The following is a 16310-nucleotide window of genomic DNA, read 5'->3' as shown; positions in this document are numbered from 1 at the left end:
CCTCAACTAGTGAAGTAACTCCTTAATTTTATTAACACCTTAGGGGACCCAACCATGACATCAGCTGATAGATAATTAACTGAAATTCCCTTTTAGCAATCTTATCAATCTAAATGGAAACCTTTACCTATCCCCGATGAGTGTTTTTTCCGTAGAAGTAATTAATTCAAAATTATAACACGGAATTTTTTGAATTTACGGACTACTTGTGTCAAAAATGTGAATTATTGGGTATTTAGGTTAATGAGATATAGGGGATATTATAGAAAACTGAGTTCTTATGGAAAGGAATGCTCAAACCTATGATTAAAGCTATTAATACCTACGCAAAACCTTTTGAAACAATTGATAATCTTGACCCATTAATAGCCGCTATTGGTGATAAAAAATTTGTCCTACTGGGTGAATCCTCTCACGGCACTTCAGAGTTTTATACACTTCGAGCAGAGTTAACAAAAAGACTAATCAAGGAAAAAGGGTTTTCATTTATTGCTGTTGAAGGCGATTGGCCTTCCTGCCAAAGCATCAATCGATACATTAAAGGATTTAACCAATCATCAAAAGACATTAGAGATGTGCTCGAGGATTTTAATAGATGGCCAACCTGGATGTGGGCGAACCAAGAAATCATTGGGCTAATTGAATGGTTAAAAGAGTATAATCACCATAATAAAAGAGCCCAAAAAGTTGGTTTTTATGGCTTGGATGTGTATAGTCTTTGGGAAAGTATGGATGAAATTATTCATTATTTAGAAAGGACCAATTCTCCCAGCCTTAAGGAGGCCAAAAAAGCATTTTCTTGCTTTGAGCCCTTTAATCGCAATCATGAATCCTATGCTGTTTCAGCCGGATACCTCTCTGAGAATTGTACAAAGGAAGCACTTGAACTTCTCGCATCCATCCGGAAAAACAAATGGAAATTCGATGACGACCAGGAAAACAGCTTGAATATGGAGGTAAATGCCATTGTTACTGCAAATGCAGAGGAATATTATAGGACAATGGTCACTAGTGATTCTAAGTCATGGAATGTTCGAGACAGGCATATGGTCGAAGCACTTAACTCAGTACGAAGATTTTATGGTGATGATGCAAAGGTAATCATATGGGAGCATAATACACATGTAGGTGATGCCCGAGCAACTGATATGAAGGATGAAGGAATGGTGAATGTCGGACAACTAATTAGAGAAGAAAACGGGGCCGAAAATGTTTTTATTGTAGGGTTTGGTACGTATAGCGGTACGGTAATTGCCTCCACCGAATGGGGAGTTGACTTTCAAAAAACGGAGGTACCTCCCGCCCAACCCGGAAGCTGGGAATCACTTATGCATAAGACAGGGGCTGTAAATAAATATTTGATATTTACTGATCAGAACCGTCATGAATTTACAACAACGATTGGGCATAGAGCAATTGGTGTGGTTTACCGGCCGGAATACGAACAATATGGTAATTACGTCCCATCGAAAATGGGGCTGCGATATGATGGATTTATTTTTATTGATAAAACAAATGCGTTGCACCCGCTAGTTCTAGAAAATATTCTTGTCTAATGGGATTTTACAGATAATGTTTCAGGGAAATTTAGAAATAAACAAAAAAACATTAAATACATATCCACCCGAATAATCCACATACTATTTTTGAAATTTCATTTTATATCAGGAAAGAAGGATTATGTAATGACAGTAGGAACTCAGGTAAAACAAGCATTAGCTGGACTAAAAAGTGCACAGGCAAGTTTTGAAGGATTCGCATTAGCAACTGATAACCAAAATGCAAAACAGCTTTATCAACAAGCAGCCCAACAAACTCAGTCGGTTCTTGATAGCTTAGAACCACGTCTTCAAGAAATTTTAAACGAAGAACCACAATACAATCAATAGAAGCAGTTTTAGGTTGGCGATTCTGCCAACCCCTTTTTCATTTTTTTATTTTCTAATGAAAGGAAGTTAAATTTGTGACAATCGCTTCAAATGTCAAACAATGTCTCTCAACCATTAAAGGAATCGAAGCACAATTGTCTTCCTTCGCCTTAAATTCACTCGATAAAGACGCTCAAGCTATTTTTCATGAAGCTACACTAACGATTGAAGAGGTAAAGAAGGATCTACAATACCGTGTTTTGGAACTTGAACGACATGAACCCCAATATATGGGTTCATAAAATTTTGAGGTGAAAAACTAATGCCAGATTGGATTTTTATCATAACTCGTTCATTAATTTTTTTGGGACTTTTATTTATTACAACAAAAGTACTTGGAAAGAAACAAATCTCTGAGCTCTCTTTCTTTGAATATGTTGCAGGAATTACCATTGGAAGTATTGCCGGTGAAGTAGTTACTGGACTAGAAGCAAATGTATGGCATGGAATGTTAGCCGTCCTCATTTTCTTCTTGGTAACTTTCCTCGTTGACTTTGTCTCTCTAAAAAGTAAAGCTTTTCGTGATTTTGCTGAAGGTAAAGGAACCGTCGTCATTAAAGATGGGAAGGTCCTAGAAAATAATTTGAAAAAAGAAAAATATTCGATAGATGAACTTTCTGCGTTACTTCGACAAAAGGATATTTTTAGGATTGCAGACGTAGAATTTGCTGTGTTGGAACCGCGTGGAAATTTAAGCACACTTTTAAAAACAGAAAATCGTCCTTTGACACCTAAAGATTTACAAATGAAAATGGCGAAAGAAAAAGAACCACAAACAGTCATTATGGACGGGAATATCATTGATGAATCATTAAGATGTTCTGGAAAAGGCAGAGGCTGGCTTTATACAGAGTTAGAAAAACTAGATGTGACTCTTGATAATGTGTTCATAGGACAAGTCGATTCCTATGGAGAGCTAACGGTCGATCTATATGATGATAAAATTGAAGTGCCAGCACCCGCTCAACGTCCCTTACTCCTGGCTACACTAAAAAAAGTTCAGGCTGATTTAGAGATCTTTTCTCTTGAGACAGATTGTGATAAATCAAAAGCAATGTACAAGAGAAATTCAGTAAAGGTACAAGAAACAATTGACAAGCTTAGTCCCTATTTAAACGGTTAAAAAAGGTCAGGAACTACGAAAAAATCCTTATCAATCTAAATTGATAAGGATCAAAAATTTCTAGGCACAGTTTTTTCAGGATTTTCACTGCGATGATTTATCGGGTTACTTTTATGCGAAAAAAAGCTGTGCAGGATCATTCCGACCATAACCAATACCATACCAAACCAGGATAATTCAGTCGGGAAAACAGTATTCAAAATTAACAATTCTCCTATTACTGCAAATAAGACCTCTATTGATTGCGTGGCCTCAACTGCAGCAAGCTTTTGCATATTCCCTCTAACAAGATCCGTTGCTTTAAAAAATAGAATGGTTGCAATCACTCCTGAGGTTACCGCAACAAGGCCAGATTGGACTATTTGTCCTTTGCTTGGTGGACCAACAGTTAATAAACCATAAACAGATAAAACAACCCACAATGGCAGACTTGCTAATGTCATCCCTAATACCCGTTGAAAGACATCAAGTCGCCCTCCACAAATATCCATCATTTTTCTGTTTCCAAGCGGATAGGCAAAAGAAGCGATTAGCACCGGAAGGACGCCTAAGGCGATCGCAGCAATCGATATGTGATTTGCCTGTTCCAATTGCATCAGAATAATTCCTAGGAGGATGATCAAGGACATCCCTAAACCTTTAAAAGGAATTCTCCCCTTTTTCTGGATTGGTCCTTTTTCAGTCATAACCATTTCGTAAAAAAGTGGGGCCAGCAAGGAACCTGAGATGATTGTGACCTGCCATGTGGCTGCAATGAGCCAGCCTGGGGCATAGGCAGCCGAAAAACAAATCGGACCATAAAATAAGCCGAAGCCCACCGTGCTCCATATAAACCAGCCGCCAGGTCGTTTTTTCATTTCCACAAGTAATGGTTTAAGATTTTTTCTTCCCATCACAATTGTGAAAAGAAATGGAACCATAAAGAAATACCTTAATGATGCACTCCAAATCCAACTACCCCCAGCCTGGTCCATCGATCGGTTAAGGATAAATGTAAATGCAAAAAAGAAAGCCGCAAGGATACCTAAAATTAAAGGCCGCATGGTTCCTCTATCCCTTCTGTATCTATATTTAATATGTACATAGTGTATTTTCCATGAAAGGAGGGAAATCATCAAGTAGTTTCCCTCTTTTCATTACTTGTTTGTTAATATGTTTTTAGAAATCAGGTGCATACTACCATTTTTTAAAGCATAAAGTTTTTGGGATAAGGATGAAACTTTATGGTCCCCCATTCGTAAAAATGGATGGAATGATTTTAAAAAAGTGAGGTTGATACCAATGTTTGGAAAAGTAGCCGCGGATATTTTGGGATTAAGTGATGTGGGTTCTGTCATTAAGCCGGAAAATTACGATAAGGTGGACGCAGATGATTATGTCATGCATGAAGACAATGAAAAAATTTATTTTCTTATCAAATCAAAGTCTGATGAATACTGTTTTACAAACAACGCCCTTATCCATTTAGATGGGACAAGTGCAACCAGCAAAAAGCGAATGCTCCACCGCTATAGTTATGCAACGAATAGAATCTCAGAGGTAAAACTCGAAACGGCGGGAACCGTTGACCTTGATGTAGAAATAAAATTTAAAATCGGCTCAGTTCCTTTCTCCATCGACGTTCATAAGAAACATATTGAAGAAGTTAAGGATTTATATAAAGCCTTAATCAAAATTTCAGAAATCTCACATGAAAATGAAATTTCGCTTCAGTTTGCTAAACAAAGCCTTGATGTCGCCTCCACTACTCTCGGTCGTGTGACAAGTTCAGACAGCAACTTGGTTGTTCAATTCAAAATGCTTAATCAAGCAGCCTTTCAGTGGTTAGAAGACAGCAAAAAACAATATATAGTAAAAGATTTCGGCTTTGTGTTTGAAAAGTATATTAATAACTAAAAAGTTAAGTAGGCGCATGAAAAATTATCATGCGCCTCCTTTTTTATCTATAATCTATTAATACATCCTCCAATGGTAAACGTGTTGTATTGAAAGCAGGTGCTGCCGCCTTCCCTAGTGAAATCAACACGATTGGGAAAAGTCGATCGGAGACATTGAACATTTTCACGAATTTATCTTTATCAAAGCCACCCATTGGAACGGTGTCATACCCTCTGTCTTTAGCAATTAACATCAACTGCATCGACACTAAACCAGCATCGAATGAGGCAATATTTTTCAAGACTTCTTCTGGAGCTAGTGGGTATGTTTTATTTGTACCTTCTATTAATCGATTCATATTAGCTTCGTCCATCAAACCAGCCTCGTATGCACTTCGATAGACTTTTTCCACACTTTTATACATTTCCTTATCGCCTAATACTGCAATAACGGCAGACGCTGTTTCTACTTGCTCTTGATTGTTGGCGATTGCTCTTAGTTCCTTTTTCGCCTCCTGATCTTGAATAACAATAAAACGCCATGGTTGAAGATTACTAGAGGATGGTGCTAGTGTCGATTCTTTTAGCATATCTTTAATTTCTTCTTGAGAAATATTGTAGGTTGAATCATATTTTCTGACAGAGTGACGTTCTTTTATCACTTCGGATAAACTTTTTATTAATGTGGTTTGCATGAGAGATTTCCCCCTGTGAATTTTTAACTTACTAAAAGTAAGTTCCGATTCATCTTACTATTAGTAAGTACATTTCGTCAAGTAATTCAAATATGGTATTATACAGTTAGAATAGTAAAAAAGAGGGATTTTATATGAGTGAACCTAACAACCAAGATTGTATGTCTCATTCTTCAGAGGAAATTAAACATATATGTACTAACTTTCATAAGGCAATCGAATTTATTGGCAAACGTTGGATGGGTTCTGTTATTTATACGCTTATGGAAGGACCGAAGCGGTACCATGAAATAATATCATCTATTCCAGGAATATCTGATCGTCTCTTAACCGAACGCTTACGTGATTTAGAAAATGAGGGATTGATTGTCAAAAACGTCATTACTACCTCTCCAAAAAAAGTGGAATATGAATTGACTCCAACTGGTAAAGAACTAGATGAGGTTATTCATGTGCTAATGAAATGGGTAAAAAAACGCGGGAAACCTCTATGATACACTGTCTCTATTTTAAATAAGGCTATGTTAAAGCTTATTGTTGATATTGGCACCCTGTTGATTGGAGTGGAAGGCGCGAAGACTCCTGCGGGAGGACGGGGCAGGGGAGACCCCGCAGGAGCGCAGCGACGAGGAGGCTCCCCGGACCGCCCGCGGAAAGCGAAGCGCCTGGAGCGGAAATCAACAGGCAAGTTTAACAGAGCTTTAACTAAAAAAGGCTTGCATCTATTTGATAGATGCAAACCTTTTTTGTTTTTATGGACTTGGCCGATGAAACAGCCCCATGACTTCAATTGTTTCGGTAATATTGACAAATGCTGATGGATCAACTTCTGAAATTAAGTTTTTAACTTCATTAAGTTCATATCTGGAAATTACCGTTATCATTACATTCCGTTGGTGATTTGAGTAGCCGCCAACCCCATTCATAATCGTCAAGCCTCGATACAAATTTGTCAGTAAATGTTCTCTCATTTCTTCGCCCTTATCTGTAATGATCATTAAAGTTAATTTAGCATGATCTGTATAAATTGCATCCACCACTTTACCTGTAACAAAAATGGAAACCAAGGTATAAAGAGCAGAATCCCAATCAAATAAAAATCCACTGATCAAGATGACGACTGCATTCATGCCTGAAAGTAAAACCCCAATCGGAAAATCCCTTTTTCTCGCCACAATCATGCCAATAATATCAAATCCCCCGGTCGATCCAGAACAGCGAAAAACTATTCCGACACCTAAACCGGTTAAAGCACCTCCGAAAATTGAGGAGAGAATTCTATCATCGGCAATGGCATGAACGGGAATTAAATAAAGGCCAATTGATATAATTATTACAGCAAAGATGGAATTCACGATAAATCTTTTCCCTAACATTTTATAACCAATAATCAATAACGGAAAATTCAGCAGGAAATTTGCCACCCCTGTATTAACAGGCGAGATCATTCCTAAAATCATAGAAATTCCGCTCAATCCACTGCTTAACACTTCATGAGGGATTAAGAAAAGGTTAAAGGCAACCACAACAATTAGAGATCCCGAAATCATTCCAACAATCTGCATGGTAAAAATCCTCCTATGAGAAACAGGCAATTAATTCTATTTAAAAATAATACCGATTCTTTCTTTTAAAGTAAATTAAATAATTTATTAAAAAGAAACTCAATTATCTGTCTATTCTAATTGACTGAGTAAAGACTTCTCGAATAATATATTATTGACAATTCTATAATAATATTTATACTTTAGTAATATATTAACTTTATACGATAAATCCTCATCAACCGATGAGGTAGAGGTCGCGGTTTTTATCAGTAAAGCGGACGAGATGAGAGAGACATCCCTGACTCCGTTTGAAAGGAAAAGCTGCCGAAGTGTGCTTTCATCTCTGAAAAAGCATGCTGGGGCTGTCTCCAAATAGGAACAGAACTGTCACGCTTAGACCTACCAGCTAAGCGTGTTGAGCTATCTTTCGGAAGGTATGATGCGGGGTATTTACAATGCCATCGATACTTCTTCGATGGCATTTTTTTATTCCAAACTCCTTCTCGAAAAAAAAGAAAAAAGAGGAGTCAAGACTATGCAAACAGCAAGAGTATTAAAAGAGAGTGAATATACTAGTGACTTAACACTACAACAGGATCCAACGGAATTAAAACGAAGCTTAAAATCCCGTCACCTCACAATGATTTCTCTTGGCGGGACGATTGGGACTGGACTTTTTCTAGCTAGCGGCGGCGCTATCCATAGTGCGGGACCCGGCGGGGCAATCCTTTCCTACCTTGTTATTGGTATTATGGTTTACTTTTTGATGCAGGGCTTAGCAGAAATGGGTGCTTATATGCCAGTTGCTGGAAGCTTTAGTACCTATGCAACCAAATTTGTCGATCCTTCCCTTGGTTTTGCCCTAGGCTGGAACTATTGGTATAACTGGGCAATTACAATTGCTGCCGAATTAGCTGCTGTAACAATGATTATGAAATTCTGGTTTCCACAAACGCCTTCATTCATTTGGAGCGGTCTCTTTTTAGTAATCATGTTTCTATTAAACTATCTTTCTGTTAAAGGATTCGGAGAAGCAGAATATTGGTTTTCCTTAATTAAAGTTGTTACAGTTATTATTTTTATCGTGACTGGTACTTTAATGATCTTCGGTATCATGGGTAATGAAGCGATCGGTTTCAAAAACTTCACTGTTGGTGACGCTCCATTTCACGGCGGCTTTTTGTCCATGCTGGGAATCTTTATGGCTGCAGGCTTCTCCTTCCAAGGGACAGAGCTTTTAGGTGTTGCTGCTGGTGAGACGGAGGATCCAAAGAAAGCTATTCCTCGTGCAGTGAAACAAGTTTTCTGGCGTATTTTATTATTCTATGTATTGGCTATATTAGTAATCGGACTGCTTATTCCATATACAAACGAGAATTTAGCAAATGGGGATATAACCGTTAGTCCATTTACGCTGGTTTTTCAAAAGGCAGGCATCGCTTTCGCCGCTTCAATCATGAATGCTGTTATTCTTACAGCTGTATTATCGGCAGGAAATTCAGGAATGTATGCATCTACTCGGATGCTCTGGGATTTGGCCCGTCAAGGCAAAGCACCAAAATTCCTTGGTAAATTAAACAAAAAAGGTGTTCCAGTCAATGCCTTAATTGCAACAACCTTAGTGGGAACACTCGCATTTCTTGCTTCCTTCTTTGGAGATGGAACGGTTTATGTATGGTTGTTAAACGCTTCTGGTATGTCCGGTTTTATCGCATGGCTCGGTATTGCAGTATGTCATTATCGATTCCGTAAAGCATTTGTCGCCCAAGGTAAGGACCTTAGCTTGTTACCATATAAATCAAAATTCTTCCCTTTTGGTCCGCTCTTCGCGTTTGCCGTTTGTGGGTTTGTTGTCTTAGGACAAAATTATTCAGCATTCACGGGCGACCAAATCGATTGGAATGGTGTTTTTGTTTCATATATCGGACTGCCATTATTCCTTATTGTATGGCTAGGATATAAATTTACAAAGAAAACTAAGGTTATACCTTTAGAAAAGTGTGATTTAAGTAATTAGTTTGTTTAGAAAATAGCACGCGAAAATTCTCGCGTGCTATTTTCTTAATCCAATAAAAAAACAGACTCAATTGAAGAGCCTGTTTTTAAGTATTACGCTTTCTTTTCCTCAGATGACCAAATGTATAAGTCTTCAATAGAGCAATTTAATTCTCTTGAAATTGTCATCGCAGTATTTAAGTTCATCACTTTTTTGGACAAGTAGTCGTTGAGCTGAGTTTGAGGAATACTTGTATTCCGTTCCAAACTTTCCAGGTCCATGCCGTTCTTTGATAATAAATCTTTGAGGTTACTTTTTTTCGCTTTATAATTTGTCAAAATGACACCTCACTTTTTTAAAAGCATAACACATTAAGTTCTTAATTGAAAGGAAGAAGGGTTTCCCCCTTTCCATCTTGGCTTATGTTATACTTAATTAGGAATAGGTAAAGGAGTGTGAAACATGAAAAACTCAAACAATCTGTACAAAAACGGACAGTCAGTTAACATTAAAGAAACTGGCGAGGTCGTCACAATTTTAAAATCACAATATGTTAAAAACATGAAAAGATATTCTTATATCGTTAAGGAACATCCAGAAACATTCTTTTTTGAAGAGGAATTAAAGGTTCTTTAATAAATAAAAAGGAGAAGGCCGATTCTGTGAATCAGCATTCTCCTTTTTAAATTTGTTTTAAAACTCGGCATTTCCAGTTGTTCTCGGGAATGGAATGACATCTCTAATATTAGTCATTCCAGTTAAGTACATAATTAAACGCTCAAAACCAATACCATAACCAGAATGTTTCGTACCACCATATTTTCTCAATTCAAGGTACCACCAATAATCTTCTTCATTCATACCAAGCTCATTAATTTTCCCAGCCAAAATTTCTTCACGTTCTTCACGCTGGCTGCCGCCAATCAATTCACCAATTCCTGGGACAAGTAAATCAGTTGCCGCTACTGTTTTGTTATCTTCATTTAATCTCATATAGAAGGCTTTAATTTCTTTTGGATAGTCTGTTACAAATACTGGGCGTTTGAATACTGTTTCACTTAAATAACGTTCATGCTCGGTTTGCAGGTCAAGCCCCCACTCTACCGGATAGGCAAAAGTTTCTCCGGATTCCCTTAAAATATCAATGGCTTCGGTATATGTCACACGGCCAAAGTCTGCTGTGTAGGCATTATTTAGACGATCCAATAACCCCTTTTCGATAAAGCTATTAAAGAAATTCATTTCTTCAGGGGCTTGTTCAAGTACAAAGCCAATCACAAATTTCACCATTTCTTCAGCCAAGTCCATGATATCTGGAAGCTCAGCAAAGGCAAGTTCCGGTTCTACCATCCAAAATTCCGCTGCATGTCGTGCTGTGTTAGAGTTCTCTGCTCTAAACGTTGGGCCGAAGGTATAGACATTCCGGAAAGCCAAGGCAAACGCCTCAGCCGAAAGCTGTCCGCTAACAGTCAAATTAGTTTCCTTGTTAAAGAAATCCTTGGTTAAATCTGTTTTGCCTTCTTCATTTTTTGGAGGATTGTCCATATCTAGTGTTGTCACTCGGAACATTTCTCCTGCACCTTCTGTATCACTGCCGGTAATAATTGGTGAGTGGACATAGACAAAACCTTTATCTTGGAAGAATTTATGCAATGCATAGGAAGCAAGTGATCTCACACGAAAAACAGCTGAAAACGTATTGGTTCTAGGTCTTAAATGGGAAATAGTTCTTAAATATTCAAACGAATGCTTTTTCTTTTGTAAGGGATAATCTACATTTGACAAACCTTCAATCACGATATTAGTTGCTTTAATTTCAAAGGGCTGCTTCGCTTGAGGAGTATAAATAAAGTCTCCTTCAATCCTAATGGATGAACTAATTGGTAACTTTGCAATATCCTTAAAGTTCTCTAATTGCTCATCAAATACAATCTGCACCCCTTTAAAAAAGCTGCCATCATTTAATTCAATGAACCCAAAAGTTTTAGAGTCGCGAATCGTGCGAATCCATCCAGATAACTGGACTTTTTGTTCAATATAGCTTTCCGTATTTCTGTACAAATCCTTGATTAAGGCCTGTTTCATTGGTTTTCCTCCTAAATCTTATGTAAAAAAGTAAAAAACCTTCCATCCCTTTTGGGACGAAAGGTAAAATTCCACCGTACGATCATCGTATTTCTTTTATCCCTTCAATATTATATAAAATACCATATCAAATAAGCAATTTTCAACAAAATTTCCGGTATGAAAGAGATTTATTTTAGTTTTTTGTAGATTCTTTTGAAAACGTGTCATTTTGAGCACAAATATGGTCAGAGAGCCATTCTTGGCGGTCAAGTAAGGCTGCTTTGCAATTGGTAAATAGATGATCGGTATCATACCAGATGATTTTTTTGGGAGAACTTGCAGCAGAATAAAAAGTGGCAGCATGGCCACGTTCGATAAATTCGTCATTTTTGGCGAATTGGAAGAGTATTGATGCCGGCGCAGCATTTTTTACATAGTGGATGGCATCTAATTTTCTAAGACTTGAAATAAAATATTCAAATCTTTCAGGCGGTAAAAAGCTGCGAATGATGGCTGCGATTGGATGTTCACTAGTCAGTTGCCACTCTGAAGCTTCCCCATACCCTGAAATTAAGACAAACGTATTAATGAGCGAATCAATTCCTGAAATTACCCCGCCACAAGCCGCTCCAAAACCGTGGCCAACAAAAGCAATCCGGGCTTCATCCACAATCGTAAGCTTACTAAGTAGTGTAACTCCCATCCTAATATCCATTACAGTATGAATGTATTCTTGAATATCCGCTAAGGCTTCAATTTTTTTTGTGAATTTTTTCCTATTAAGATCATCCGTTTGACTATTCCTACCGAAAAACGGTGCTTCAATTAGGAGGGAAATATAACCTTTTGTTGCAAGCAATTTTGCTTCATGAAAAAATGTTTTTCTATTTCCTTGACTAGGGTGCATAAAAATGACAGCAGGAAATGGTCCCCCCTTGTTAGGAATAATAAGAAAGGCAGGCATCTTCCTATTGAAAAGGCTTTCATAATTAACATCATAAATAGAATAACCTTCTTTTGAAATAGATGAAATCACCTCAAATCCTGCTCGTGTTTCTACATCGTAATCAAACATTCTTTACCGCCCCCGCGAAGATTCTTTTTTACTAATTTATTTGAATTTTCAGATTAATAGAACGAATAAATCTATAAATCTCTTATCCGTACAATTTCCCTTAAGTTTTTTAAAATTTTCAGAATAATAGCAGGAAAAACGTTGCTTATCGTCGAAATAGTAAAAAAATGTTTATACTTGATTTAAGAGGAGTGTTTGATGTGGACAAGATCACATGTATTGCCTACCTTTTATACAAGTCATCTAAGAATCAAGACATTAGAGAAAAAGCTATCCAATTATTGAATGGAGATGTATCAATTCGTGATTTAAAAAGAAATATATCTATTCAAGCCAATCTGGTCATCGCTGAATCGTTCCTGAAAAAGAATAAAATTGATAAAGATCAAGTTCAGCAATTTGCTGAGCAATTTATGTATCAAGAAATTTAAGGTATCTATTTTGGATTATTATCCAATTTGTTTTTCATAACAAAAAATACCAGTTCCATTTTGTGTTGTTGAAGTACTATAATAGATAAATCCTAATGATTCCCAAAAGCGTTGAGCCTTTTTATTTTCTTTTAAGACACCAATTCTAACACACTTCATTCCTCGTTTAAGCATCTCATTTTCATATGCTGCAAAAGCTTGTGCACCGAAACCATAACCTTGATAATCACTATGAAGCAGTAAAAGACCAAGCCAGGGGTAATGGTCCTTCGGATTTTCTAATAAGTAGTCAATTATTCCAATATAGGTGTCATCAAGCTTTAAAAATGCACTGTTAGTATTAGGATTTAAGAATTCTTCTTCCATGTCAGCAAGTGTTCTTGCCTCTTTGCCATTTTCAAAAATATTATATTCTGGATTCGAGTTTATCATTTCGAGTGCAATAAACAATGTTGCTTTTGTTACCTCTTCAAAATGCATTGAATTTGTTTACCTCCCTATTGTTTTTATAAAACAATTATATCAAAACTGAAAGTTTTAGTAACATTTGTCGAAAAAATATCGTCATAATTATTTAAATAACTTAATACACTGAATCGTTGTGTAATTTATGACTACACTTATTACTAATAATTTAAACATAGAAAAGGAGATTCAATTATGGTACAAGTAGAAGTAACAGTAACTTTCGAAGGAAAAAGCTATTTAACGAATGTCATTGCTAATCGGGAAACATCCGATGATGAAATATTCCAACTTGCTTTAGAACAAGTTCAAAAACAATGGAAAAAATAATATAGCAAAAAACAGCGGAAATGGATTCGGCTGTTTTTTAATTTTTTCTAGTTAGGTTATGAATTTGGCGCAAATGCATAGTACTTTTAACATAGCCTAAACTTAAAGAAGCTGTGTGCTCAGGTCATCGAGACATACAGCTTCTTTTTCATTAGCATTTACTTGGTTTTACAAGTGTGTAGGTATCTTTAGGAGCAACCTCCATTAGCGGGCTAATCCCAGTTGTTGCGATCATGTGAAGTTCATGCATGGCCCTTGTGCAGACGGTATAAAATAATTTGCGTTCACTTTCTTTTTTATATTGAGAACAATCGTACAAAATAACGGCATCAAATTCAATTCCTTTCGCAAGATAAGAAGGAATAACGAGAATTCCTTTCTCATACGAAATCGTTCCTTTTTCAATTAGATGGAGCGATACCTCGTTCTTGAGCGCTTCAAAGGCCCTTTTGCTCTCATCGGCTGTCCTGCAGATTACAGCAATGGTTCGATGGCCATCATCTTGAAAATCTTTAATTGATTTGATTATTGATCGCGTAATTTCATCGGGTTCTATTTCAGTAACTAACGGCTTCCTGCCTGTGCGGTTAAAGGGTTCAATATTTTCTCCACCCTCAATCAAAGCACTGGTAAAGTTAACAATCTCTTTTGTCGATCGATAGGTTTTTGTAAGGACAAACGATTCGATTGTCTCACCCGGTATATTTAGGTCAGATAAAACCGTTTCCGCACCAGTGGCACCAGAAAATATCGCTTGATTAAAATCACCGAGTAAAGTCATTTTGCTAAAAGGAAATAGCTTTTGTATAAAAGCAAACTGGAAGGGTGAATAATCCTGTGCTTCATCAATAAAAATATGACGAATAGTAGATTTGGACTTACGACCTTCAATTAAATCCTGGAGATAAACATATGGTGTGGCATCTTCATAAGGAATTTCCATATCCTTTAATTTCTTCACTGTCTTCCTGCAAATTTGGTCCCATTCAACTGGTAAGCGTTCATCCATATTTTCAGCTTGCTTAAAAAGCTGGTGATAAATTTTTGGAGAATCAATAAACTGCAAACTTTTTACTCTCGCAAATAATGGCCTGAATTTTTCTTTTACGACCATTTCAGCAAGGAGTTTTTGCTCCTGCTCAAAATCATCAAATGTATTTTCCGAAAATTGATTTTTTTCCTGTAGTGTTTTGAAGGCCTCCATAAAGGCTTCTTTATCGAGAAATTGGACTTCTTCCTCCACCCAGCTTCTCGAACGCTCTTGTCTAACCTTCCGCTTTAAATCTCTTAAAAGCCATTCCTTTACAATCTGCATGCGGTTGGGTATGCTAATGCTTTCTTCTAGTGAATAAAAATAATCATGGATCTCCTTTTTAGAAATCAATACATCTCCTCTAAATATTAAATCCCTAAAAATTAGACCCCTTTTCGTTAATCCATGCGCATATCGATCAATGATATTTTTATATTCAAGACTTGCTTTAAAACGAATTCCTTCAACTCTAAGTTTATATTCCTTTTCATCATCATTTTCACTTAACAAATATTCCATTTGCGTAAAGGCGTCTTCCACATTAAATTCTTTACCTAATCGAGAATGTAAATATTCCTGGAAGGTGGATTGCTGCATATTTTCTTCACCTAACTCCGGTAAAACCGTTGCTACATAGCTATTAAACAAAGGGTTAGGTGAAAAAAGCATAATATTTTCTGAATTCAATGTCCCTCGATAACGGTAGAGCAAGTAAGCAACCCGTTGCAGGGCAGCGGAGGTTTTTCCACTTCCTGCTACACCTTGGACGATCATAATTTTCGCCCGCTCATTGCGAATAATTTCATTTTGCTCTCGTTGAATAGTAGCAACAATGCTTTTCATTTGCGTACTCGCGTTGTTTCCTAGGACCTCCTGAAGCATTTCATCTCCGATGGTTACCCCTGTATCAAACATCCCTTTAATTTCTGAAGCCCTAATAATAAATTGACGTTTTAAGTTCATTTCCCCTTCAATCGTTCCTTCAGGGGTACTATATCTGGCAGGACCAGGTGAATAGTCATAATAAAGGCTAGATATAGGGGCACGCCAGTCATAAATCAAAAAATTTTCATCCTGTTCATCCATTAACGATGCAATTCCTAGGTATACCCGGTCCTCTGCTTCTTCCCCGTTTTCTAAAAAATCAATCCGTCCAAAGTATGGGGAATATTTTAACCTTGATAGTGTATTGAGTTGTTTATCCAAATGTCTATGGGTCCTCTCACGCTCTGAGAGCAGTTCGGCCTGTTGTTTGATACTCGCTGCTGTTTCTATCATATCATCAGGTTCATCCATATTGACGGTTACATCTTCCCAAAATTCTTTACGTATCTCGAGAACATCAGAACTTACCTTTCCAGCATTTAGCTTTAATTTATTTATCTTTTTTTCGATTTCATTTACAACCGTGGTCACTCTTTTTTGTTCCATTTTCAAGCCTTTGCTCTGTAAATCGCTCATCAAACCACTCCCCAGAAAAATGTTTTGGTCATTTGTTGACAATCGAATAAAATTGTGTTAATGTTATAATAGGTATTTTTAAAGTAATTACATCAATAAATATTTATGCCAAATATCATCTTATCATGCTCCTCCTACATTTTCAAGGAGATTTTTCTATGCCATTAACAAACGCCTTCAGGGGCGTTTTTTTATTGTCCTATCTAAGTTTATGTAATCCTCAATTTTCTTCCTATCCTTCTTCCTGTGATCCGCAAACTTAAATATATTCTTTTTGAATTA

General features: G+C 36.9%; 18 protein-coding genes and 1 riboswitch. Of the genes, 10 read left to right on the top strand and 8 right to left on the bottom strand.

The window, feature by feature from the left end; genetic code table 11:
* Positions 1 to 302 precede the first annotated feature (302 nt).
* From J7E63_RS00495 to J7E63_RS00480, 4 genes are all read left to right on the top strand, one after another.
* Positions 303 to 1556 (top strand): erythromycin esterase family protein, encoded by a 1254-nt coding sequence (locus J7E63_RS00495; protein WP_374193688.1) that lies wholly within the window; start codon positions 303 to 305, stop codon positions 1554 to 1556.
* 129 nt (positions 1557 to 1685) lie between these two features.
* Positions 1686 to 1889 (top strand): DUF1657 domain-containing protein, encoded by a 204-nt coding sequence (locus tag J7E63_RS00490; RefSeq protein WP_088088548.1) that lies wholly within the window; start codon positions 1686 to 1688, stop codon positions 1887 to 1889.
* Between the two features lie 74 nt (positions 1890 to 1963).
* Positions 1964 to 2170: a DUF1657 domain-containing protein gene (locus tag J7E63_RS00485; protein WP_088088549.1), complete on the top strand. Its 207-nt coding sequence runs from the start codon at positions 1964 to 1966 to the stop codon at positions 2168 to 2170.
* A gap of 20 nt (positions 2171 to 2190) precedes the next feature.
* The gene (locus J7E63_RS00480) at positions 2191 to 3051 is read left to right on the top strand and encodes a DUF421 domain-containing protein (protein WP_215009821.1); all 861 of its coding nucleotides are present in this window, start codon (positions 2191 to 2193) and stop codon (positions 3049 to 3051) included.
* A gap of 50 nt (positions 3052 to 3101) precedes the next feature.
* Here the strand turns inward: J7E63_RS00480 and J7E63_RS00475 are convergent, their stop codons facing one another.
* Positions 3102 to 4094, bottom strand: coding sequence for a DMT family transporter (locus J7E63_RS00475; RefSeq protein WP_215009820.1), 993 nt, complete (start codon positions 4092 to 4094; stop codon positions 3102 to 3104).
* Between the two features lie 238 nt (positions 4095 to 4332).
* Here J7E63_RS00475 and J7E63_RS00470 point away from each other — a divergent pair, with 238 nt between their 5' ends.
* Positions 4333 to 4947, top strand: a complete 615-nt coding sequence (locus J7E63_RS00470) for a PH domain-containing protein (RefSeq protein WP_215009819.1) — start codon at positions 4333 to 4335, stop codon at positions 4945 to 4947.
* Between the two features lie 43 nt (positions 4948 to 4990).
* Here J7E63_RS00470 and J7E63_RS00465 read toward each other — a convergent pair whose 3' ends face one another.
* Positions 4991 to 5623, bottom strand: coding sequence for a nitroreductase family protein (locus tag J7E63_RS00465; protein WP_215009818.1), 633 nt, complete (start codon positions 5621 to 5623; stop codon positions 4991 to 4993).
* A 134-nt stretch (positions 5624 to 5757) separates the two neighbouring features.
* On the opposite strand from J7E63_RS00465, the gene J7E63_RS00460 reads away from it, so the two are divergent.
* Positions 5758 to 6117: a winged helix-turn-helix transcriptional regulator gene (locus J7E63_RS00460; protein ID WP_251033286.1), complete on the top strand. Its 360-nt coding sequence runs from the start codon at positions 5758 to 5760 to the stop codon at positions 6115 to 6117.
* A 258-nt stretch (positions 6118 to 6375) separates the two neighbouring features.
* Here the strand turns inward: J7E63_RS00460 and J7E63_RS00455 are convergent, their stop codons facing one another.
* Positions 6376 to 7188: a YitT family protein gene (locus tag J7E63_RS00455; protein WP_215009817.1), complete on the bottom strand. Its 813-nt coding sequence runs from the start codon at positions 7186 to 7188 to the stop codon at positions 6376 to 6378.
* Between the two features lie 222 nt (positions 7189 to 7410).
* A riboswitch (Lysine riboswitch) is annotated at positions 7411 to 7601 on the top strand.
* A gap of 104 nt (positions 7602 to 7705) precedes the next feature.
* On the opposite strand from J7E63_RS00455, the gene J7E63_RS00450 reads away from it, so the two are divergent.
* Complete coding sequence (locus tag J7E63_RS00450) at positions 7706 to 9187, top strand: amino acid permease (RefSeq protein ID WP_215009816.1); 1482 nt, start codon at positions 7706 to 7708, stop codon at positions 9185 to 9187.
* A 92-nt stretch (positions 9188 to 9279) separates the two neighbouring features.
* Here J7E63_RS00450 and J7E63_RS00445 read toward each other — a convergent pair whose 3' ends face one another.
* Positions 9280 to 9504, bottom strand: a complete 225-nt coding sequence (locus tag J7E63_RS00445) for a helix-turn-helix domain-containing protein (RefSeq protein WP_088088554.1) — start codon at positions 9502 to 9504, stop codon at positions 9280 to 9282.
* Between the two features lie 124 nt (positions 9505 to 9628).
* On the opposite strand from J7E63_RS00445, the gene J7E63_RS00440 reads away from it, so the two are divergent.
* The gene (locus J7E63_RS00440; protein WP_179195897.1) at positions 9629 to 9802 is read left to right on the top strand and encodes a hypothetical protein; all 174 of its coding nucleotides are present in this window, start codon (positions 9629 to 9631) and stop codon (positions 9800 to 9802) included.
* Between the two features lie 57 nt (positions 9803 to 9859).
* Here J7E63_RS00440 and asnS read toward each other — a convergent pair whose 3' ends face one another.
* Together asnS and J7E63_RS00430 are read right to left on the bottom strand one after the other, a co-directional pair.
* Positions 9860 to 11251 (bottom strand): asparagine--tRNA ligase, encoded by a 1392-nt coding sequence (gene asnS / locus J7E63_RS00435; protein WP_215009815.1) that lies wholly within the window; start codon positions 11249 to 11251, stop codon positions 9860 to 9862.
* 175 nt (positions 11252 to 11426) lie between these two features.
* Positions 11427 to 12308, bottom strand: a complete 882-nt coding sequence (locus J7E63_RS00430; RefSeq protein WP_215009814.1) for an alpha/beta hydrolase — start codon at positions 12306 to 12308, stop codon at positions 11427 to 11429.
* 200 nt (positions 12309 to 12508) lie between these two features.
* On the opposite strand from J7E63_RS00430, the gene J7E63_RS00425 reads away from it, so the two are divergent.
* The gene (locus J7E63_RS00425; protein WP_214998417.1) at positions 12509 to 12739 is read left to right on the top strand and encodes a hypothetical protein; all 231 of its coding nucleotides are present in this window, start codon (positions 12509 to 12511) and stop codon (positions 12737 to 12739) included.
* Between the two features lie 18 nt (positions 12740 to 12757).
* Here the strand turns inward: J7E63_RS00425 and J7E63_RS00420 are convergent, their stop codons facing one another.
* Complete coding sequence (locus tag J7E63_RS00420) at positions 12758 to 13219, bottom strand: GNAT family N-acetyltransferase (protein WP_215009813.1); 462 nt, start codon at positions 13217 to 13219, stop codon at positions 12758 to 12760.
* A 180-nt stretch (positions 13220 to 13399) separates the two neighbouring features.
* On the opposite strand from J7E63_RS00420, the gene J7E63_RS00415 reads away from it, so the two are divergent.
* Complete coding sequence (locus tag J7E63_RS00415) at positions 13400 to 13534, top strand: BA3454 family stress response protein (RefSeq protein ID WP_168244706.1); 135 nt, start codon at positions 13400 to 13402, stop codon at positions 13532 to 13534.
* Positions 13535 to 13685: 151 nt separating this feature from the next.
* Here the strand turns inward: J7E63_RS00415 and helD are convergent, their stop codons facing one another.
* Positions 13686 to 16028, bottom strand: coding sequence for an RNA polymerase recycling motor HelD (gene helD, locus J7E63_RS00410; RefSeq protein ID WP_215009812.1), 2343 nt, complete (start codon positions 16026 to 16028; stop codon positions 13686 to 13688).
* Positions 16029 to 16310: the final 282 nt, after the last annotated feature.

Source organism: Bacillus sp. ISL-75 (assembly GCF_018613095.1).
This window is presented reverse-complemented; position numbering and strand designations above follow the sequence as displayed.